The organism is Halomonas ramblicola (assembly GCF_030409215.1).
Classification (GTDB): Bacteria; Pseudomonadota; Gammaproteobacteria; order Pseudomonadales; family Halomonadaceae; genus Halomonas; species Halomonas ramblicola.
Genome location: NZ_JAUFPL010000018.1, coordinates 252,928 through 272,817 on the forward strand (window position 1 = coordinate 252,928; position 19,890 = coordinate 272,817).

Annotated in this window: 12 protein-coding genes; 10 read left to right on the forward strand and 2 right to left on the reverse strand. The window is 68.9% G+C overall.

Features of this window, described 5'->3' with window-relative positions:
• The first annotated feature begins 25 nt into the window (after positions 1-25).
• From gltB to eno, 5 genes are all read left to right on the forward strand, one after another.
• A complete protein-coding gene (gene gltB, locus QWY80_RS07785) occupies positions 26-4,477 on the forward strand; it encodes a glutamate synthase large subunit (RefSeq protein ID WP_290230190.1) in 4,452 nt (1,483 codons plus the stop codon).
• Positions 4,478-4,556: 79 nt separating this feature from the next.
• Positions 4,557-5,975 (forward strand): FAD-dependent oxidoreductase, encoded by a 1,419-nt coding sequence (locus tag QWY80_RS07790; protein WP_290230191.1) that lies wholly within the window; start codon positions 4,557-4,559, stop codon positions 5,973-5,975.
• 300 nt (positions 5,976-6,275) lie between these two features.
• Positions 6,276-7,931, forward strand: a complete 1,656-nt coding sequence (gene pyrG, locus QWY80_RS07795) for a CTP synthase (RefSeq protein ID WP_290230192.1) — start codon at positions 6,276-6,278, stop codon at positions 7,929-7,931.
• A gap of 4 nt (positions 7,932-7,935) precedes the next feature.
• The gene (kdsA, locus tag QWY80_RS07800) at positions 7,936-8,787 is read left to right on the forward strand and encodes a 3-deoxy-8-phosphooctulonate synthase (RefSeq protein WP_290230193.1); all 852 of its coding nucleotides are present in this window, start codon (positions 7,936-7,938) and stop codon (positions 8,785-8,787) included.
• A gap of 33 nt (positions 8,788-8,820) precedes the next feature.
• Complete coding sequence (gene eno, locus QWY80_RS07805) at positions 8,821-10,113, forward strand: phosphopyruvate hydratase (RefSeq protein ID WP_290230194.1); 1,293 nt, start codon at positions 8,821-8,823, stop codon at positions 10,111-10,113.
• A gap of 517 nt (positions 10,114-10,630) precedes the next feature.
• On the opposite strand, the gene fdxA is transcribed toward eno, so the two are convergent.
• Both fdxA and mutS read right to left on the reverse strand, forming a co-directional pair.
• Positions 10,631-10,954, reverse strand: coding sequence for a ferredoxin FdxA (gene fdxA / locus QWY80_RS07810; protein ID WP_290230195.1), 324 nt, complete (start codon positions 10,952-10,954; stop codon positions 10,631-10,633).
• Positions 10,955-11,294: 340 nt separating this feature from the next.
• The gene (mutS, locus tag QWY80_RS07815; RefSeq protein ID WP_290230196.1) at positions 11,295-13,877 is read right to left on the reverse strand and encodes a DNA mismatch repair protein MutS; all 2,583 of its coding nucleotides are present in this window, start codon (positions 13,875-13,877) and stop codon (positions 11,295-11,297) included.
• A 198-nt stretch (positions 13,878-14,075) separates the two neighbouring features.
• Here mutS and QWY80_RS07820 point away from each other — a divergent pair, with 198 nt between their 5' ends.
• From QWY80_RS07820 to alaS, 5 genes are all read left to right on the forward strand, one after another.
• Complete coding sequence (locus tag QWY80_RS07820; RefSeq protein ID WP_290230197.1) at positions 14,076-14,720, forward strand: metallophosphoesterase; 645 nt, start codon at positions 14,076-14,078, stop codon at positions 14,718-14,720.
• A 91-nt stretch (positions 14,721-14,811) separates the two neighbouring features.
• The gene (locus QWY80_RS07825; protein WP_290230198.1) at positions 14,812-15,324 is read left to right on the forward strand and encodes a CinA family protein; all 513 of its coding nucleotides are present in this window, start codon (positions 14,812-14,814) and stop codon (positions 15,322-15,324) included.
• 143 nt (positions 15,325-15,467) lie between these two features.
• The gene (gene recA, locus QWY80_RS07830; protein ID WP_290230199.1) at positions 15,468-16,535 is read left to right on the forward strand and encodes a recombinase RecA; all 1,068 of its coding nucleotides are present in this window, start codon (positions 15,468-15,470) and stop codon (positions 16,533-16,535) included.
• Between the two features lie 3 nt (positions 16,536-16,538).
• Positions 16,539-17,030 carry a regulatory protein RecX gene (locus tag QWY80_RS07835; protein WP_290230200.1) on the forward strand — a complete coding sequence of 164 codons (492 nt, stop codon included), beginning with the start codon at positions 16,539-16,541 and terminating at the stop codon, positions 17,028-17,030.
• A 144-nt stretch (positions 17,031-17,174) separates the two neighbouring features.
• Entirely contained in the window at positions 17,175-19,787 is a 2,613-nt protein-coding gene (alaS, locus tag QWY80_RS07840) for an alanine--tRNA ligase (protein WP_290230201.1), read from the forward strand.
• Positions 19,788-19,890: the final 103 nt, after the last annotated feature.

Below are 19,890 nucleotides of genomic sequence, written 5' to 3' on the forward strand. Positions count from 1 at the left end.
GAAACCCTATATTCGAGGCGCGCCAATGAACAGAGGTCTTCATCAGCCCGGCGAGTTCCGTGACAACTGCGGCTTCGGCCTGATCGCCCACATGGAGGGCCGCGCGAGTCATGAGCTCCTCAGGACCGCCATCGAGTCCCTGACCTGCATGACCCACCGGGGCGGCATCGCCGCCGATGGCAAGACCGGCGACGGTTGCGGCCTGCTGCTGCAGATGCCCGACGCCTTTATGCGCGGCGCGGCCGAAGAGGCGCTGGGCGTGACCCTCGGCGAGCGCTATGCGGTGGGCGCGGTCTTCCTGCCCGACGACGATGCGCGCGCCGACAAGGCCGCCGAGATCCTGGAGGGCGAGCTGCGCGCCCGCGGCCTGCTGATACGCGGCTGGCGCGACGTTCCGGTGGATCCCGGCGTCTGCGGCCCCATGGCCCTGGAGTGCCTGCCGCGCATCCGCCACCTGTTCGTCGAGCCCGGCAAGAACAGCAACCTCGACACCTTCGAGGTCGACCTCTTCATGGCGCGCCGCCACGCCGAGCAGGCGCTGCGTGACGAGGAGGACTTCTACGTCTGCTCGCTCTCCGAGAAGGTGGTCTCCTACAAGGGCCTGGTGATGCCGGTGGACCTGCCGGCCTTCTATCACGACCTGGGCGACGAGCGCCTGGAGACCGCCATCTGCGTCTTCCACCAGCGCTTCTCCACCAACACCGCGCCACGCTGGCCGCTGGCCCAGCCGTTCCGGCTGCTGGCCCACAATGGCGAGATCAACACCATCCAGGCCAACCGCGGCTGGGCCAACTCGCGCAAGGAGAACTTCGTCTGCGAGCGCCTGCCCGACATCGCCGAGCTGGACGAGATCGTCAACACCGTGGGCTCCGACTCCTCGAGCATGGACAACATGCTCGAGGTGCTGCTGATGGGCGGCATGGAGCTGCACCGGGCGGTGCGCATGATGGTGCCGCCGGCCTGGCAGAACGTCGAGCTGATGGACGGCGACCTGCGTGCCTTCTACGAGTACAACTCCATGCACGTGGAGCCCTGGGACGGTCCCGCCGGCGTGGTGATGACCGACGGCCGCCAGGCGCTGTGCATGCTCGACCGCAACGGCCTGCGTCCGGCGCGCTGGGTGATCACCAAGAACGGCTTCATCACCCTGGCCTCCGAGATCGGCACCTATGACTACGCCCCCGAGGACGTGGTGGCCAAGGGCCGCGTCGGCCCGGGCCAGGTGCTCGCCGTGGACACCGAGACCGGCGAGGTGCTGCACACCTCCGACGTCGACGAGCGCCTCAAGTCGGCCTTCCCCTACAAGCGCTGGCTGAAGGATCAGGCCCAGTACCTGGAGTCGGCGCTCACCGAGCTGGCGCGCTTCCACAACATGGACGCCGATGACCTGGGCGTCGCCCAGAAGATGTTCCAGGTCAGCTTCGAGGAGCGCGACCTGCTGCTGCGCCCGCTGGCCGAGAGCGGCCAGGAGGCGGTGGGCTCCATGGGCGACGATACCCCCATGGCGGTGCTCTCCGGCAAGCCGCGCCTGCTCACCGACTACTTCCGCCAGAAGTTCGCCCAGGTCACCAACCCGGCCATCGACCCGCTGCGCGAGGCGATCGTGATGTCGCTGGAGACCTGCATCGGCGCCGAGCTCAACGTCTTCAAGGCGACCCCCGAGCACGCCCACCGCATCATCCTCACCACGCCGGTGCTCTCGCCGCGCAAGTTCACCGCCCTGCTCGAGCAGGACGACCCGGCCTACGCCAGCCACGTCCTGCGCATGGCCTACGACCCCGAGAAGGTCGGCCTCAAGGCGGCACTCCTCGAGCTGTGCCACCAGGCCGAGGCGGCGGTCAGGGACGGCAAGGTGATCCTGGTACTCTCCGACGCCGCCCTGGAGAAGGGCGAGCTGCCGATCCATGCCGCCCTGGCGGTGGGCGCCGTGCACCACCACCTGGGCCGCCTGGCGCTGCGCCCGCGCTGTAACATCGTGGTGGAGACCGGCTACGCCCGTGACGCCCACCAGATGGCGGTGCTGTTCGGCGTGGGCGCCACCGCGGTCTTCCCCTGGCTGGTCTACCAGGTCATGGCCGACATGCACCGCACCGGCGAGCTGGTCGGCAACCCCGCCGACGCTCGCGAGAACTACCGCAAGGGCCTGCAGAAGGGGCTGTTCAAGATCCTTTCCAAGATGGGGATCTCGACGCTCGCCTCCTATCGTGGTTCCCAGCTGTTCGAGGCGGTGGGCCTGGCCGGCGAGGTGATGGAGATGTGCTTCACCGGCATGGCCTCGCGCATCCAGGGCACCGGCTTCAGCGAACTGCAGCTGCAGCAGGAGCTGTTGGCCCGCGACGCCTGGATCCCGCGCAAGGGCATCAGCCAGGGCGGCCTGTTCAGGTACGTCCACGGCCATGAGTACCACGCCTTCAACCCCGACGTGGTCAAGGCACTGCAGGAAGCGGTGCAGGAGGGCGATTACGCCAAGTGGAAGAAGTTCGCGGCACTCGTCAACGAGCGCTCCCCGGCCACCATCCGCGACCTGCTCGGGCTCAAGCCGGCCGCCGAGGCGCTGCCCCTGGAGGAGGTCGAGCCCGTCGAGGAGCTGCTGCCGCGCTTCGACAGCGCCGGCATGTCGCTGGGCGCCCTGTCGCCGGAGGCCCACGAGGCCCTGGCCCAGGCCATGAACGAGTCCGGCGGGCGCTCCAACTCCGGCGAGGGCGGCGAGGACCCGGCCCGTTACGGCACCATTCGCTCCTCCAAGATCAAGCAGATCGCCTCGGGGCGCTTCGGCGTCACCCCGGCCTACCTGGTCAACGCCGAGGTGCTGCAGATCAAGGTGGCCCAGGGCGCCAAGCCCGGCGAGGGCGGCCAGCTGCCCGGCGGCAAGGTCAACGACCTGATCGCCCGGCTGCGCTACTCGGTGCCCGGCGTGACCCTGATATCGCCGCCGCCGCACCACGACATCTACTCCATCGAGGACCTGGCGCAGCTGATCTTCGACCTCAAGCAGGTCAACCCGGACGCCCAGGTGTCGGTGAAGCTGGTCTCCGAGCCGGGCATCGGTACCATCGCCACCGGCGTGGCCAAGGCCTATGCCGACCTGATCACCGTCTCCGGCTACGACGGTGGCACCGCGGCGAGCCCGATCACCTCCATCAAGCACGCCGGCTCGCCCTGGGAGCTGGGCCTGCCCGAGGTGCACCAGGCGCTGCGCATCAATGGCCTGCGCGACAAGATCCGCCTGCAGACCGACGGCGGCCTGAAGACCGGCCTGGACGTGGTCAAGGCGGCGATCCTCGGCGCCGAGAGCTTCGGCTTCGGCACCGCGCCCATGGTGGCGCTGGGCTGCAAGTACCTGCGCATCTGCCACCTCAACAACTGCGCCACCGGCGTGGCCACCCAGCACGACTACCTGCGTGGCGAGCACTTCCGCGGTACCGTGGACATGGTCAAGCACTACTTCCGCTTCATCGCCGAGGAGGTGCGCGAGCTGATGGCCATGCTCGGGGTCCGCAAGCTCACCGACCTGATCGGCCGCACCGACCTGCTCGAGGCGCTGGAGGGCATTACCGCCTCCCAGCGCGGCCTCGACCTGACGCCGCTACTGGAGAACGACTATGTGCCCGCCGAGGCGCCGCAGTTCTGCCAGGTGAGCCGCAATGTGCCTCACGATCCGGGCGCCAAGAACCAGGAGGTATTGGAGGCGCTCCAGGACGCCATCGAGTCGAAGTCCGGCGGCGAGTTCGCGTTCACCATCACCAACTGCGACCGCTCCGTGGCGGCGCTCACCTCCGGCGCCATCGCCAAGCGCTATGGCGAGGAGGGGCTCGAGGACGCGCCGATCACCGTGCGTTTCAAGGGCGTGGCCGGCCAGAGCTTCGGCGTGTGGAACGCCCGCGGCCTGTACCTCTATCTGGAGGGCGACGCCAACGACTACGTCGGCAAGGGCATGAACGGCGGCAAGGTGGTGATCGTGCCACCCCGGGCCAGCCGTTTCGAGACCCACAAGACGGCGATCGTCGGCAACACCTGCCTGTACGGCGCCACCGGCGGCAAGCTGTTCGCCGCCGGCACTGCCGGCGAGCGCTTCGGGGTGCGCAACTCCGGCGTCCATGCGGTGATCGAGGGCGCCGGCGACCACTGCTGCGAGTACATGACCGGCGGCCTGGTCTGCGTGCTCGGCGAGACCGGCGTCAACTTCGGTGCGGGCATGACCGGCGGTTTCGCCTACGTGCTCGACGAGGAACGCAACTTCGTCGACAAGTACAACCACGAGCTGGTGGAGATCCACCGCGTGAACACCGAGACCATGGAAGCCCATCGTCGCCACCTGCGCGAGGTCATCGAGGAGTTCGTCGCCGAGACCGACTCGCCGCGCGGCCGCGCGATCCTCGAGGACTTCAGCGACTTCGTCCGCCACTTCTGGCTGGTGAAGCCCAAGGCGGCCAGCCTGAACAGCCTGCTCGCCGAGTCCCGGCGGCGGCCGGAGTAAAGCCGGCGTCAGCCGTCAGGATCGCCGCGCCCCGGCCGAGCCGGGGCGCCGGGCCAACAGGACTTCCAGGAGAGATAGCATGGCTAACCGTCTGAGCAACGACTTCCAGTTCATCGACGTGGGTCGCCAGGACCCGCAGAAGAAGGACGCCCGCACCCGCTCGCGGGAGTTCGCCGAGATCTACGAGCCCTACAAGCCCCAGGAGGCGGCCAGCCAGGCGCATCGCTGCCTGCACTGCGGCAACCCCTACTGCGAGTGGAAGTGCCCGGTCCACAATTACATCCCCAACTGGCTGAAGCTGGTCAGCGAGGGCAACGTCCTCGAGGCGGCCGAGCTCTCGCACCGCACCAACTCGCTGCCCGAGGTGTGCGGCCGGGTGTGTCCCCAGGACCGTCTCTGCGAGGGCGACTGCACCCTCAATGACGGCTTCGGCGCGGTGACCATCGGCTCGGTGGAGAAGTACATCACCGATACCGCCTTCGCCATGGGCTGGCGCCCGGACATGTCCCAGGTGACCTGGACCGACCGCAGGGTAGCGGTGATCGGCGCCGGTCCGGCGGGCCTGGGTTGCGCCGACATCCTGGTGCGCAACGGTGTCAGGCCGGTGGTGTTCGACAAGTATCCGGAGATCGGCGGCCTGCTGACCTTCGGCATCCCCGAGTTCAAGCTCGAGAAGAACGTCATGGAGCGGCGCCGCGCGGTGTTCGAGGAGATGGGCATGGAGTTCCGCCTGGGCGTCGAGATCGGCAAGGACGTGGCCTTCGACACCCTGCTCGAGGAGTACGACGCCGTCTTCCTGGGCATGGGGACCTACAAGTACATGGAAGGCGGCTTCCCGGGCGAGGACCTGCCCGGCGTCTACAAGGCGCTCGACTTCCTGATCGCCAACGTCAATCACTGCCTGGGCTTCGAGAAGGATCCCGGCGACTACATCTCCTTCGAGGGCCAGCGCGTGGTGGTGCTGGGCGGCGGCGACACCGCCATGGACTGCAACCGCACCTCGATCCGCCAGGGCGCCACCAGCGTGACCTGCGCCTACCGCCGCGACGAGGAGAACATGCCCGGCTCGCGGCGCGAGGTGGCCAACGCCCGGGAGGAGGGCGTGGAGTTCCTGTTCAACCGCCAGCCGGTCGCCGTGGTCGGCGAGGGCAAGGTCGAGGGCGTCAAGGTGGTGCGCACCCGCATGGGCGAGCCCGACGAGAACGGCCGCCGCCGTCCCGAGGTGGTGCCGGGCTCCGAGGAGGTGATCCCCGCCGACGCCGTGATCGTCGCCTTCGGCTTCCAGCCCAATCCGGCCCCCTGGTTCGCCGAGGTGGGCATCGAGCTCGACGAACGCGACCGGGTCAAGGCCCCGGAACACGGCACCCTGCCGTTCCAGACCACCCACGAGAAGATCTTCGCCGGGGGCGACATGGTGCGCGGCTCCGACCTGGTGGTCACCGCCATCTACGAAGGCCGCCAGGCCGCCGAGGGCATCCTCGACTACCTGGGGGTGTGAGGCCACGATTAAAGGTGAGGTTGCGATTGTAGGAGGGATGCTACGCATCGCGATAGGCGCCGTCAGGCGCCCTGCGGTGTTGCCCAAGTCCAGTGACCGCCGCCGGGGAGGCCTTCGGCCTCCATCGCCCAATAAATTGGCCTCCTACAAGGCAACTCGTCGGCCCCTCGGCAACGGAGGCACCATCCTGCTCGGCGCTCGGCGCTGAAATTGAGCCCTTGGTCGTATTCTGCTAGTCTGTCGTCCCATCCTGGCGCGGCTTCCTGCCGGGCCTACCGATCACGTTTCGACAGGTTCTCCATGACACGATACATCTTCGTGACCGGCGGCGTTGTGTCCTCACTCGGCAAGGGCATCGCGTCGGCCTCGCTGGCGGCGATTCTCGAGGCGCGCGGCCTCAAGGTCACCATGCTCAAGCTGGATCCGTACATCAACGTGGATCCGGGCACCATGAGCCCCTTCCAGCACGGCGAGGTGTTCGTCACCGAGGATGGCGCCGAGACCGATCTCGACCTGGGCCACTACGAGCGCTTCATTCGCACCAAGATGACCCAGGGCAACAACTTCACCACCGGGCGCGTCTACGAGCACGTCCTGCGCCGCGAGCGCCGCGGCGACTACCTGGGCGGCACCGTCCAGGTGATTCCGCACATCACCGACGAGATCAAGCGCCGCGTCTATGACGGCGGCGAGGGCTTCGACGTGGCGCTGGTGGAGATCGGCGGCACCGTGGGCGACATCGAGTCGCTGCCCTTCCTGGAGTCGATCCGCCAGATCAGAAGCGAGCAGGGCGCGAGCCGGGCGATCTTCATGCACCTGACGCTGGTGCCCTACATCAAGACCGCCGGCGAGACCAAGACCAAGCCGACCCAGCACAGCGTCAAGGAGCTGCGCTCGATCGGTATCCAGCCCGACATCCTGATCTGCCGCAGCGAGGTGGAGCTGGAGGAGACCGAGCGGCGCAAGATCGCGCTCTTCACCAACGTGGAGGAGCGCGCCGTGGTGCCGCTGCAGGACGCCGACACCATCTACCGCATCCCGCTGATGCTCCACGAGCACGGCCTCGACGAGATCGTCTGCGACAAGCTGCGCCTCACGGCCGGCGAGGCCGACCTCGGCGAGTGGGTGCACGTGCTCGATGCCAAGCTCAATCCCCTCAAGTCGATCAACATCGCCATGGTCGGCAAGTACATGGAGCTGCTCGACGCCTACAAGTCGCTCAATGAGGCGCTGATCCATGCCGGCATCCAGACCCGGGTGAAGGTCAACGTCGACTATGTCGACTCCGAGGACGTCGAGCGCCACGGCACCGAGCGCCTGGCCGGCAAGGACGCCATCCTGGTCCCGGGGGGGTTCGGCGAGCGCGGCGTCGAGGGCAAGATCGCCACGGCGCGCTTCGCCCGCGAGAACGACATTCCCTACCTGGGCATCTGCCTGGGGATGCAGGTGGCGGTGATCGAGTTCGCGCGCAACCAGGCCGGCTGGGAGGACGCCAACTCCACCGAGTTCACCCACGATACCCAGCACCCGGTGGTGGGCCTGATCACCGAGTGGCTCTCGCCGGAGGGCCGGATCGAGCTGCGCGACGCGGCCTCCGACCTCGGCGGCACCATGCGCCTGGGCGGCCAGGTGTGCCAGCTCAAGGCCGGCAGCAAGGCCCGCCAGGTCTACGGCAGTGACGAGATCGTCGAGCGCCATCGGCACCGCTACGAGGTCAACAACCAGTTCATCGACGAGCTGGAGCAGGCCGGCCTGGTGGTCTCCGGCAAGAGCGTCGACAACTCCCTGGTGGAGATGGTGGAGCTGCCCGACCATCCCTGGTACATCGCCTGCCAGTTCCACCCGGAGTTCACCTCCACGCCGCGCGACGGCCATCCGCTGTTCACCGGCTTCGTCAACGCGGCGCTGGAGCACAAGGCGGCACGCAGCCGTGCCCAGTCCTCCCATCAGGAGTGAGCTCATGTCCGCACCCGAACGCCATATCGAATTCGCCGGCCTGAAGGCCGGCAATTCGTTGCCGCTGATGCTGTTCGGCGGCATGAACGTCCTGGAGTCCCGCGAGCTGGCCCTCGAGGTGGCCGAGGCCTATGTGGAGGTCACCGGCAAGCTGGGGATGCCCTACGTCTTCAAGGCCAGCTTCGACAAGGCCAACCGCAGTTCCATCCACTCCTTCCGCGGCCCCGGCCTGGAGAAGGGCCTCGAGATCCTCGCCGAGGTGAAGGCGCGCTTCGGGGTGCCGGTGATCACCGACGTTCACGAGCCCTGGCAGGCCGAGCCGGTGGCGGAGGTCGCCGACATCATCCAGCTGCCGGCCTTCCTGGCCCGCCAGACCGACCTGGTGGTGGCCATGGCCCGGACCGGGGCGGTGATCAACGCCAAGAAGCCGCAGTTCCTGGCGCCCCACGAGATGCGCCATATCATCCGCAAGTGCGAGGAGGCCGGCAACGACCGGGTGATCCTCTGCGAGCGTGGCACCAGCTTCGGCTACAACAACCTGGTGGTGGACATGCTCGGCCTCGGCGAGATGAAACAGAGCGGCCTGCCGGTATTCTTCGACGTCACCCACTCGCTGCAGCGCCCCGGCGGGCGCGCCGACAGCGCCGGTGGCCGCCGTGCCCAGGTGGCCGAATTGGCCCGCGCCGGCGTCGCCGTGGGGCTGGCCGGCCTCTTCCTGGAGGCCCACCCGGACCCCGACAACGCCAAGTGCGATGGTCCCTGCGCGCTGCCGCTCGACCGGCTCGAGCCCTTCCTGGCCCAGCTCAAGGCCATGGACGAGCTGGTCAAGGGCTTCGCACCGCTCGAGATCCAATAAAACCCCAACGCTGACACGACTGAGGAAACACCCATGACCAAGATCGTCGATATCCGCGCCCTCGAGGTGCTCGACTCCCGCGGCAACCCCACCGTCCAGGCCGAGGTGCGCCTGGCGAGCGGTGCCGTGGGCGTGGCCTGTGCGCCCAGCGGTGCCTCCACCGGTTCCCGCGAGGCCCTGGAGCTGCGTGACGGCGACAAGTCCCGCTACCTGGGCAAGGGCGTGCTCAAGGCCGTCGAGGCCGTCAACGGCGATATCCGTGCGCGTCTGGTCGACATGGACGCCCGCGACCAGCGCGGCCTCGACGATGCCATGCTCGAACTCGACGGCACCGACAACAAGGCCAGCCTGGGCGCCAACGCCATCCTGGCCGTGTCCCTGGCCGCCGCCAAGGCTGCCGCCAACGCCAAGGGCGTGCCCCTCTACGCGCATATCGCCGAGCTCTACGGCCAGCCGGGCCAATACCGCATGCCGGTGCCGATGATGAACATCCTCAATGGCGGTGAGCATGCCGACAACAACGTCGACATCCAGGAGTTCATGGTCCAGCCGGTGGGCGCGCCGAACTTCCGCGAGGCGCTGCGCATGGGGGCCGAGATCTTCCACGCCCTGAAGAAGGTGCTCGCCGCGCGTGGCCTGTCCACCTCGGTGGGCGACGAGGGCGGCTTCGCCCCCAACCTGGCCTCCAACGCCGAGGCCCTGGCGGTGATCAAGCAGGCGGTGGAAGACGCCGGCTACCGGCTCGGCAAGGACATCACCCTGGCGCTGGATTGCGCCTCCTCCGAGTTCTACAAGGACGGCCAGTACAACCTGGCGGGCGAAGGCAAGGCCTTCGACGCCGCCGGCTTCGTCGACTACCTGGCCGAGTTGGTCGAGCAATACCCGATCGTGTCGATCGAGGACGGCATGGACGAGTCTGACTGGGACGGCTGGAAGGCACTGACCGACAGGCTCGGCGATAGGGTCCAGCTGGTGGGCGACGACCTCTTCGTCACCAATACCCGGATCCTCAAGCGCGGCATCGACGAACAGATCGGCAACTCCATCCTGATCAAGTTCAACCAGATCGGCTCGCTGTCCGAGACCCTGGACGCCATCCGGATGGCCCAGGACGCCGGCTTCACCGCGGTCATCTCCCACCGCTCCGGCGAGACCGAGGACACCACCATCGCCGATCTGGCCGTGGCCACCGCGGCCGGCCAGATCAAGACCGGCTCGCTGTGCCGCAGCGACCGCGTCGCCAAGTACAACCGCCTGCTGGTGATCGAGCAGGAGCTCGGCGATTCGGTGGCCTATCCCGGGCTGTCGGCGATCAAGGGGCAGTAAGCGAACAGCGTTGCCTTTCGCGCGACATCGTGTAGGAAATCGCTGACATTTAGGCGAGGAGATCGCCGCCATATGAGCGAAGCAGCCGGCACCCAAGGTGCCGGCTATTTTTTTAACCTATTGATTTGTTTTGTTTTTGTTTCGGTGTCTCGAAACGGTGACGAGTGGCGAGTGGCGAGTGGCGGCGCCGAAGACGGCTTGTGTTGCACTGCCGCTCTGCCAGAATGGACACCGGGACAAGGGGGCATGGGACGATGCCCTCGGCAGGATGCAACGGGATGCTTTGGGTGATGCGCCAGGTGCGGCAGGACGCCGTTCCCGGGCAGGGAAGACATCACGGGAGTCTGGGCGGAGGGAGCCGCCCGAGGATGGGCTTGGAGCGGGCGGCCTGCGGGCCGCCTTTTTCTCTTCGGTGTTCTCCTTCTTCTGTCCTGGGGTGCAGGTCAGAAGCGACAGCGCCGGCCGTCTCGTGACGGCCGGCGCTTGTCGTTGTGCATGGCTAACGTCGGCGGGCGGGTCAGCGCTCGAGGTGCTCGAGCTTGCCGGACTTGCCGTCCCACTCCTCGGCGTCGGGGAGCGGATCCTTCTTCTCGCTGATGTTGGGCCACACCTCGGACAGCTCGGCGTTGATCTCGATGAACTGTTCCTGGCCCTCGGGCAACTCGTCCTCCGAGAAGATCGCCTCGGCGGGGCACTCCGGCTCGCACAGGGCGCAGTCGATGCACTCGTCGGGGTGGATCACCAGGAAATTGGGGCCCTCATAGAAGCAGTCCACCGGACAGACCTCGACGCAGTCGGTGTACTTGCACTTGATGCAGTTCTCGGTGACGACGAATGTCATGCCACTCTTCCCTCCCTCATGGCCGGGTTGGCCGCACCAGGGCGGGCCGCGACCGATGTGAATAGTAAAAGGTAATAAAAACCAGGTTTCTTATTCTAAGGCGTCCGGTGATCCGTCCATTCTAGTCGCCGCCGCCCGGCCGCCGCAAGCGAAGCGCCCGCACACTGAAGCAATCCTGATGGCTCAGAGCGAGAGGCGCCGGGGGCAGGCCGTAGGGGAGGTCCTACGCCAAGGATGGCGTCGGTAGCGCCCAGGGATGGGTTCATAGCGCCTCCCCGCAGGCCTGCCGCCGGATCAGCCCGAGCGATGCTTGCTATCTGCTGCAATATCCTGATCGGTATCAGAGTGCCTCCCGCCAGCGGTAGAGCAGCTCCAAGGCCTGGCGTGGCGTCAGCTCGTCGAGGCTGAGGCCGCCGAGCTCCTCCACCAGGGGATGGGGGGCGCTGGCGAAGAGGTCGTTCTGCACCGGCATGGTCGCGCCCCCGACGGCGGGGCGGCCGCCCTGGTCGACCTCCTGCTGCTCCAGCTGGGCGAGCTTCTCCCGGGCCCGGGCGATCACCCCCTGGGGCACGCCGGCCAGCTGGGCCACCTGCAGGCCGTAGCTCTGGCTGGCGGGCCCGTCCTCCACCCGGTGCATGAAGACGATGCCGTCGCGATGCTCGGCCGCCGTCAGGTGCACGTTGGCGACCCCTTCGGCCTGGTCGGCCAGTGCCGTCATCTCGAAGTAGTGGGTGGCGAAGAGGGTGAAGGCGCGGGAGCGGGTCAGGTGTTCGGCGCTGGCCCAGGCCAGCGACAGGCCGTCGAAGGTGCTGGTGCCGCGGCCGATCTCGTCCATCAGCACCAGGCTGTGGTCGGTGGCATTGTGCAGGATGCTGGCGGTCTCGGTCATCTCCACCATGAAGGTGGAGCGCCCACCGGCCAGGTCGTCCGAGGAGCCGATACGGGTGAAGATGCGGTCCACCGGGCCGATCTCGGCGGCGTCGGCGGGCACGAAGCTGCCGGTGTGGGCGAGCAGTACGATCAGCGCCGCCTGGCGCATGTAGGTGGACTTGCCGCCCATGTTGGGCCCGGTGATGACCAGCATCCGCCGCTCGTCATCCATGATCAGGTCGTTGGGCACGAAGGGGGCATCGGAGACCCGCTCGACCACCGGGTGGCGGCCGCCGCGGATCACGATGCCGGGAGCCTCGTGCAGCCGTGGGCGCACGAAGTCCAGGGCCTCCGCCCGCTCGGCGAAGGCCGCCAGCACGTCCAGGGCGGCCAGGGCCCGGCCGGTGGCCTGCAGGTCGCCGAGCTCGGCATTCAGGGCCTCGAGCAGGCCGTCGTAGAGCAGCTTCTCCCGGGCCAGGGCGCGGGACTTGGCCGACAGCGCCTTGTCCTCGAACTCCTTGAGCTCGGGGATGATGAAGCGTTCGGCGTTCTTCAGCGTCTGGCGGCGGATGTAGTCCGCCGGGGCGTCGCGGGCCTGGGCGCGGGGGATCTCGATGTAGTAGCCATGCACGCGGTTGTAGCCCACCTTGAGGCCGGGCAGGCCGGTGCGCTCGCGCTCCCGGGCCTCCAGCTTCACCAGGTAGTCGCCGGCGTGCTCGGCGAGCCCGCGGTGCTCGTCCAGCTCGGCGTCGAAGCCCCCGGCGATCACCCCGCCGTCGCGGATCACCACCGGCGGGTTCTCCACCAGGGCGTGGGTCAGGGTGTCGGCCAGCTCGGGATAGGGACGAATGTGGCGCTTCAGATCGTCCAGGGCGGTGCCCTCGGCGTAGCCGGCCAGCGCGGCCTCGAGTTCGGGCAGGGCGTTGAAGGCGTCGCGCAGCCGCGCCAGGTCGCGGGGCCGCGCACTGTAGAGGGCCACCCGGGCGAGGATGCGCTCCACGTCACCGATCGCCTTGAGCGAGGTGCGCAGGATCGCGTAGCCCTCGGTATCGAGCAGGGCGGCCACCGCGGCCTGGCGGGCCTGCACCTGGTCACGGCCGCGCAGCGGGCGGTTCAGCCAGCGCTTGAGCAGCCGCGAGCCCATGGCGGTGGCGGTGGCGTCGAGCACGCTGGCCAGGGTGTTGTCGGTGCCGCCCCCCAGGTTGATGTCGATCTCCAGGTTGCGGCGGCTGGCGGCGTCGATCACCACGGCGTCGTCGCGACTCTCCACGCCGATGGCGGTGACATGGGGCAGGCGCGAGCGCTGGGTGTCCCGGGCGTACTCCACCAGTACGCCGGCGGCGGTGATGGCCGCGGCGAGGTGGGCGCAGCCGAAGCCACGCAGGTCCTGCACCGCGAACTGGTCGCACAGCAGGCGGGTCGCGCTCTCGGGGTCGAACAGCCAGTCGCTCTGGCGGCGCAGGCCGCGCCGCCCCTCCAGTGCCGCGGGCAGGGCCTGGCTCTCGGCCACCAGCAGCTCGGCGGGGTCGAGGCGCTGCAGCTCGGCGAGCATCTCGCCCTCGTCCTCGACCTCCAGCACGCTGAAGCGGCCGCTGGAGAGCTCCAGCCAGGCCAGGCCGATGCGCTCCGCGGTCGCGTGCACGCAGACCAGCAGGTTGTCGCGGCGGGCGTCGAGCAGCGCTTCGTCGTAGAGGGTCCCGGGGGTGACGATGCGCACCACGCGGCGCTCCACCGGGCCCTTGGCGGCGGCGGGGTCGCCGATCTGTTCGCAGATCGCCACCGACTCCCCGGCGGCCACCAGGCGCGCCAGGTACCCCTCGGCGCTGTGGTAGGGCACGCCGGCCATGGGGATCGGCTTGCCGGCGGACTGGCCGCGCTGGGTCAGGGTGATGTCCAGCAGGGCCGCGGCGCGCCGGGCGTCATCGTAGAACAGCTCGTAGAAGTCGCCCATGCGGTAGAAGAGCAGCACGTCCGGGTGTTCGCGCTTGATCTTCAGGTACTGGGCCATCATGGGCGTATGGGAGGAGATCCCCGTGGAAGCCACGTCATTCATGGGTGTGTCGCTGACTCGGTTTGCTCTTGGGGCATCGACGGGGCAGGCGCGCGGTGTGGCGCGACCTTGCCGCCCCCGGCTCGACAATGGGCGCAAGGGTAGCATGAGCGGAGCGGCGCGGGCATCCGCGGGGGAACCCTTCGGGGTGTCGCCGTTGTCCATGGGAAGGCGGGCAAAGCGCGGCGAGGAGGAAAATCGATGCTGGTCAGGCATGCCGAGAACCATAGTGGTCGCGACTTCTTCGTCGGCGACCTGCACGGCCAGTGGCATCGGTTCGAGGCCGCCCTGGCCAGGGTCGACTTCGATCCGGGACACGACCGGCTGTTCTCGGTGGGCGACCTGATCGACCGCGGCGACGACTCCCTCGCCTGCCTGAACCTGGCGCTCAAGCCCTGGTTCTTCGGGGTGCGCGGCAACCACGAGCTGCTGGCCCTGGATGCCCTGGCCGGCACGGATGACCGGGCCTGGGCGCTGTGGATGATCAACGGTGGCGGCTGGGCGCTGCACGAGGAGCCCGGGGACCTGAGGCGACTGCTGGAGGCGGCCCTGGCGCGCCTGCCCCATGCCCGGGAGGTCGAGGTGGCAGGGCGCCGCATCGGCATGGTGCACGCCGAGCCCCCCGCGGACTGGGCTGGCATCGAGGCGGCCGACGCCCACCAACTGGTCTGGGGCCGCCGCCGGATCGCCCGGGGCGATGCCACCCCGGTGGTCGGCATCGATGCCGTGGTGGTGGGGCATACCATCGTGCCCGAGCCGCTGACCCTGGGCAACGTCCACTACATCGATACCGGTGCCTTCCGCACCGGCCGCCTGACGCTGGTCGAGGCGCGCACCCTGCTGTAGTCGATGCCTGCATCCACGGGACAAAGGCAGTATCCTAGGCGACAGTGCGGCCGGTGCCGGGGAACGGCCGCCCAGTCCGAGGAGGGAACCCATGTCCCAGCGAACCGCCAGCCTGGCCAGCCTCGACCTTGCCGCCCTCGCCGAGCGCCTGGGGCGCCTCTGCCGCGAGCGCGGAATGACGCTCACCACCGCCGAGTCCTGCACCGGTGGCGGGGTGGCCAGCGCCATCACCGCCGTGGCCGGCAGCTCCGACTACTTCGAGACCGGCTACGTGACCTATGCCAACGCCGCCAAGCGCCGGCTGCTCGGCGTACCCGAGGCGCTGCTGGCCGAGCACGGTGCGGTGAGCCGCGAGGTGGTGGAGGCCATGGTGGCCGGCGCCTGCCGCGACAGCGGTGCCGACCTGGGGGTGGCGATCAGTGGCGTGGCCGGCCCCGGCGGCGGCTCACCGGAGAAGCCGGTGGGCACCGTCTGGCTGGCCTGGGGCGATGCCGCCGGTGCCGAGGCCGAATGCCGCCACTACCCCGGCGATCGCCGCGCGGTGCGCGAGCAGGCGGTGCGCGAGGCGCTGGTGGGTCTGATACGCCGCCTGGAGGCGGGGTAGTCCCGCCGGGTCGCGCGCCTTTTCGCCTGCCGCCGGGATGGCGGCGACGGCGATTTCCCCTAGGCGAGCGCCACTTTTTTCGCCATACTACTGGCCAGCCATACAGTATCGAGATAGCTCACGACCAGATCAGGAGACCCGTGATGGCTCAGGATGACAATCGCTCCAAGGCGCTCGACGCCGCGCTTTCCCAGATCGAGCGCCAGTTCGGCAAGGGCACCGTGATGCGCCTCGGCGACACCCCACGGGTGGTGATGCCGTCGGTCTCCACCGGCTCCCTGGGCCTGGACATCTCCCTGGGGATCGGGGGGCTGCCCTACGGCCGGGTGGTGGAGATCTTCGGTCCCGAGTCCTCGGGCAAGACGACCCTGACCCTGTCGGTGATCGCCCAGGCCCAGAAGCAGGGCAAGACCTGCGCCTTCATCGACGCCGAGCACGCCCTGGACCCCAGTTACGCCGAGAAGCTCGGCGTCAACCTCGACGACCTGCTGGTCTCCCAGCCCGATACCGGCGAGCAGGCACTCGAGATCTGCGACATGCTGGTGCGCTCCGGCGGCGTCGACGTGATCATCATCGACTCGGTCGCCGCGCTCACCCCGCGGGCCGAGATCGAGGGTGAGATGGGCGACTCCCACGTGGGCCTGCAGGCGCGCCTGATGTCCCAGGCGCTGCGCAAGATCGCCGGCCACATCAAGAACGCCAACTGCATGGTGGTGTTCATCAACCAGATCCGCATGAAGATCGGCGTGATGTTCGGCAGCCCCGAGACCACCACCGGCGGCAACGCCCTGAAGTTCTACTCCAGTGTGCGCCTGGACATCCGCCGCACCGGCTCGGTGAAGCAGGGCGACGAGGTGATCGGCAACGAGACCCGCGTCAAGGTGGTCAAGAACAAGGTGGCGCCGCCGTTCCGCCAGGCCGAGTTCCAGATCCTCTACGGCAAGGGCATCTACCATGCCGGCGAGGTGATCGATCTGGGCGTGCAGTGCAAGCTGATCGACAAGGCGGGCGCCTGGTACAGCTACCAGGGCAACAAGATCGGCCAGGGCAAGGCCAACGCGGCCCAGTTCCTCGAGGACAACCCGGCCGTCATGGAGGAGATCGAGGACGGCATCCGCGCCCAGCTGCTCGCCCCGGTGGAGCCGAAGAAGGAGGAGGTCGAGGAGGAAGCCGCGCCCGCCGAGGCCGGCCGCGACGACGACCTGCTGTAAGTCATGTTCCGCCCGGATGCCGAGGCCTCCACGCCCCACGACGATGCCCTCCGCCTGCTGGCGCGGCGCGAGTACGCCCGCGCCGAGCTGGAGAGCCGCCTGGCGGCGCGGGGGCACGAGGCCGCGGCCGTGGGTGCCTGCCTCGACGCCCTGGCCGAGGCGGGCCTGCAGTCCGACGCCCGCTTCGCCGAGAACTTCGGGCGCTCGCGCGTCGCCCGCGGCCAGGGCCCGCTGAAGATCCGCGCCGAGCTGGAGCGGCGCGGCATCGATCGCGAGCGAGTCCGCACCGCCCTCGAGGCCCTCGCCGAGGAGGACGGGGTCGACTGGTTCGCCCTGGCCGGTGACACCCTGGCCCGGCGCTTCGCCGGCCCCGGCGCCTCGCCCCGGGAGCGCGCCCGCCGCGAGCGCTTCCTGGCCGGGCGCGGCTTCGACTCCGACCAGGTGCGCCACGCCCTGGAGCACGCCTGGGATGAGGACTCCCCTTCAGTCCCTTGACAACTGCGCTATAATGTCTCCCTTTGCGAACGCCCCGGGTGGCACGCCCGTGGCGTCGCGACGCGCCGCCGAGCGGTTCGCCGCGCCGCCTGCACGAGCCCCGATCGCCCGCCGGGTCACCACGTTCACCGCCACGGATACCCCATGAAAAGCGCAGATATCAGACAGGCCTTTCTGAGTTTCTTCGAGGCGCACGGCCACACCGTCGTGCCCTCCAGCTCCCTGGTGCCGGACAACGACCCGACCCTGCTGTTCACCAACGCCGGCATGGTGCCGTTCAAGGACGTCTTCCTGGGCCGCGACCCGCGCCCCTACGTCCGTGCCACCTCAGCCCAGCGCTGCGTGCGCGCCGGCGGCAAGCACAACGACCTGGATAACGTCGGCTACACGGCGCGCCACCACACCTTCTTCGAGATGCTGGGCAACTTCAGCTTCGGCGACTACTTCAAGCGCGACGCCATCCGCTTCGCCTGGAACTTCCTCACCGAGACCCTGGGGCTGCCCCAGGAGAAGCTGTGGGTCACGGTGCACGTCAGCGACGACGAGGCCGAGAAGATCTGGAAGGAGGAGATCGGCGTCGACCCGGCGCGCTTCTCCAAGCTCGACGAGGACAACTTCTGGCAGATGGGCGACACCGGCCCCTGCGGGCCCAGCTCGGAGATCTTCTTCGATCACGGCCCCGAGGTGTGGGGGGGGCCGCCGGGCAGCCCCGAGGAGGACGGCGATCGCTATATCGAGATCTGGAACCTGGTGTTCATGCAGTTCGATCGCGACGCCGCCGGCAACATGAACCCGCTGCCCAAGCCTTCCATCGATACCGGCATGGGCCTGGAGCGCATCGCCGCGGTGATGCAGGGCGTGCACTCCAACTACGAGATCGACCTCTTCCAGAACCTGCTGGCCGCGGCCGCCGAAGCCACCGGCCACGGCGATACCGCCGCGCCCTCGCTGCGGGTGATCGCCGACCATATCCGCTCCTGCGCCTTCCTGATCGCCGACGGCGTGCTGCCCTCCAACGAGGGACGCGGCTATGTGCTGCGCCGGATCGTCCGGCGTGCCATCCGCCACGGCCACAAGCTGGGCGCCAAGGGCAGCTTCTTCCACCGGCTGGTCGGTGCCCTGGACGCCGAGATGGGCGACGCCTATCCCGAACTGCGCCAGGCACGCGCGCAGATCGAGCGCGTGCTGCTCAAGGAGGAGGAGCAGTTCGCACGCACCCTGGAGCACGGCATGGGCCTGCTCGAGGAGGCACTGGCCGACCTCGACGACGAGGTGCTGCCCGGCGAGACGGTGTTCAAGCTCTACGACACCTATGGCTTTCCCTACGACCTGACCGCCGACGTCTGCCGCGAGCGCGGCGTCTCCCTCGACGAGGCCGGCTTCGAGCGCGCGCTGGAGGCCCAGCGCGAGCGCGCCCGGGCGGCCAGCCAGTTCGGTGCCGACTACGGTGCGGCCCTGGAACTCGAGGGCGAGACCGCCTTCACCGGCTACGAGCGCCTCGAGGATCACGCCACCGTGATGGCCATCGTCGACGGCGCCGGCAACGAGCTGGCGGCGCTCGCGCCCGAGCGGAAGGCCGTGGTGGTGCTCGACCGCACCCCCTTCTACGGCGAGTCCGGCGGCCAGGTGGGCGATACCGGTTACCTGCATCTGGGCGGCGGTGGCCGCTTCCTGGTCGAGGACACCCAGAAGCAGGGTGGCCACCACCTGCACCACGGCGTGCTGCTGGAGGGTGAGCTGGCGGTGGGCGCCGAGGTGCGCCCCCGGGTCGATGCCGGGCTGCGTGCCGCCACGGTGCGCAACCACTCCGCGACCCACCTGCTGCACCAGGCACTGCGCCTGGTGCTGGGCGACCATGTGGCGCAGAAGGGGTCGCTGGTCACTCCGGAACGGCTGCGCTTCGACTTCAGCCACTTCGAGCCCATGACCCCCGAGCAACTGGCCGAGGTGGAGCGACTGGTCAACGAACAGGTGCTGGCCAACGCGCCGACCCGGATCGAGCAGATGACCCTGGACGAGGCCAAGGAGAAGGGGGCCGCGGCGCTGTTCGAAGCCAAGTACGCCGACAGCGTGCGGGTGCTGACCATCGGCGCCGACGACTTCTCCATCGAACTGTGCGGCGGCACCCACGTGGCGCGCAGCGGCGACATCGGCTGCTTCCATATCGTCGCCGAGCAGGGCATCGCCTCGGGCGTGCGGCGCATCGAGGCGCTCACCGGCGAGGCGGCGCTGACCTGGTTCCGCGAGCAGGAGGCCCGCCTGGCCCGCGTCGGCGAACGCCTCAAGGCCAAGCCCGAGCAGGTCGAGGAGCGCGTCGACTCCCTGGTGGAGCGCAACCGCGGCCTGGAGAAGGAGCTCGAGCGCCTCAAGGCCAGGCTGGCCAGTGCCGCCGGCAGCGACATGCTCGCCGAGGCCCGGGAGGTGGCCGGCACCCGGGTGCTGGCCAAGCAGCTCGACGGCGTCTCCGGCAAGGAGCTGCGCGGCATGCTCGACCAGCTCAAGAACAAGCTGGGTTCCGGGGTCATCGTGCTGGGCGTGGCCGACGAGGCCGCCGGCAAGGTGAGCCTGATCGCCGGCGTCACCAGTGACCTCACCGGCAAGGTCAAGGCCGGCGAGCTGGTCAATCACGTGGCCGCCCGGGTCGGCGGCAAGGGCGGCGGCCGACCGGACATGGCCCAGGCCGGGGGCAGCGACGTGGCGGCCCTGCCGGATGCCCTGGCGGGGGTTCCCGCCTGGGTCGAGGCACAGCTCGCATGACACCCCGCAGGGCCGGCGACAGCGATGTCCCGGCCCTGCTTGTATGGCTTCACCCTTCACTCATCCGAGCGCCCCTGGCACTCGACACACGAGGGAAAAATCG

Excerpts from the sequence above, each read along its gene's own strand:
- gltB (WP_290230190.1), top strand. The coding sequence starts at position 26 with ATGAACAGAGGTCTTCATCAGCCCGGCGAGTTCCGTGACAACTGCGGC.
- QWY80_RS07790 (WP_290230191.1), top strand. The coding sequence starts at position 4,557 with ATGGCTAACCGTCTGAGCAACGACTTCCAGTTCATCGACGTGGGTCGC.
- pyrG (WP_290230192.1), top strand. The coding sequence starts at position 6,276 with ATGACACGATACATCTTCGTGACCGGCGGCGTTGTGTCCTCACTCGGC.
- kdsA (WP_290230193.1), top strand. The coding sequence starts at position 7,936 with ATGTCCGCACCCGAACGCCATATCGAATTCGCCGGCCTGAAGGCCGGC.
- eno (WP_290230194.1), top strand. The coding sequence starts at position 8,821 with ATGACCAAGATCGTCGATATCCGCGCCCTCGAGGTGCTCGACTCCCGC.
- fdxA (WP_290230195.1), bottom strand. The coding sequence starts at position 10,954 with ATGACATTCGTCGTCACCGAGAACTGCATCAAGTGCAAGTACACCGAC.
- mutS (WP_290230196.1), bottom strand. The coding sequence starts at position 13,877 with ATGAATGACGTGGCTTCCACGGGGATCTCCTCCCATACGCCCATGATG.
- QWY80_RS07820 (WP_290230197.1), top strand. The coding sequence starts at position 14,076 with ATGCTGGTCAGGCATGCCGAGAACCATAGTGGTCGCGACTTCTTCGTC.
- QWY80_RS07825 (WP_290230198.1), top strand. The coding sequence starts at position 14,812 with ATGTCCCAGCGAACCGCCAGCCTGGCCAGCCTCGACCTTGCCGCCCTC.
- recA (WP_290230199.1), top strand. The coding sequence starts at position 15,468 with ATGGCTCAGGATGACAATCGCTCCAAGGCGCTCGACGCCGCGCTTTCC.
- QWY80_RS07835 (WP_290230200.1), top strand. The coding sequence starts at position 16,539 with ATGTTCCGCCCGGATGCCGAGGCCTCCACGCCCCACGACGATGCCCTC.
- alaS (WP_290230201.1), top strand. The coding sequence starts at position 17,175 with ATGAAAAGCGCAGATATCAGACAGGCCTTTCTGAGTTTCTTCGAGGCG.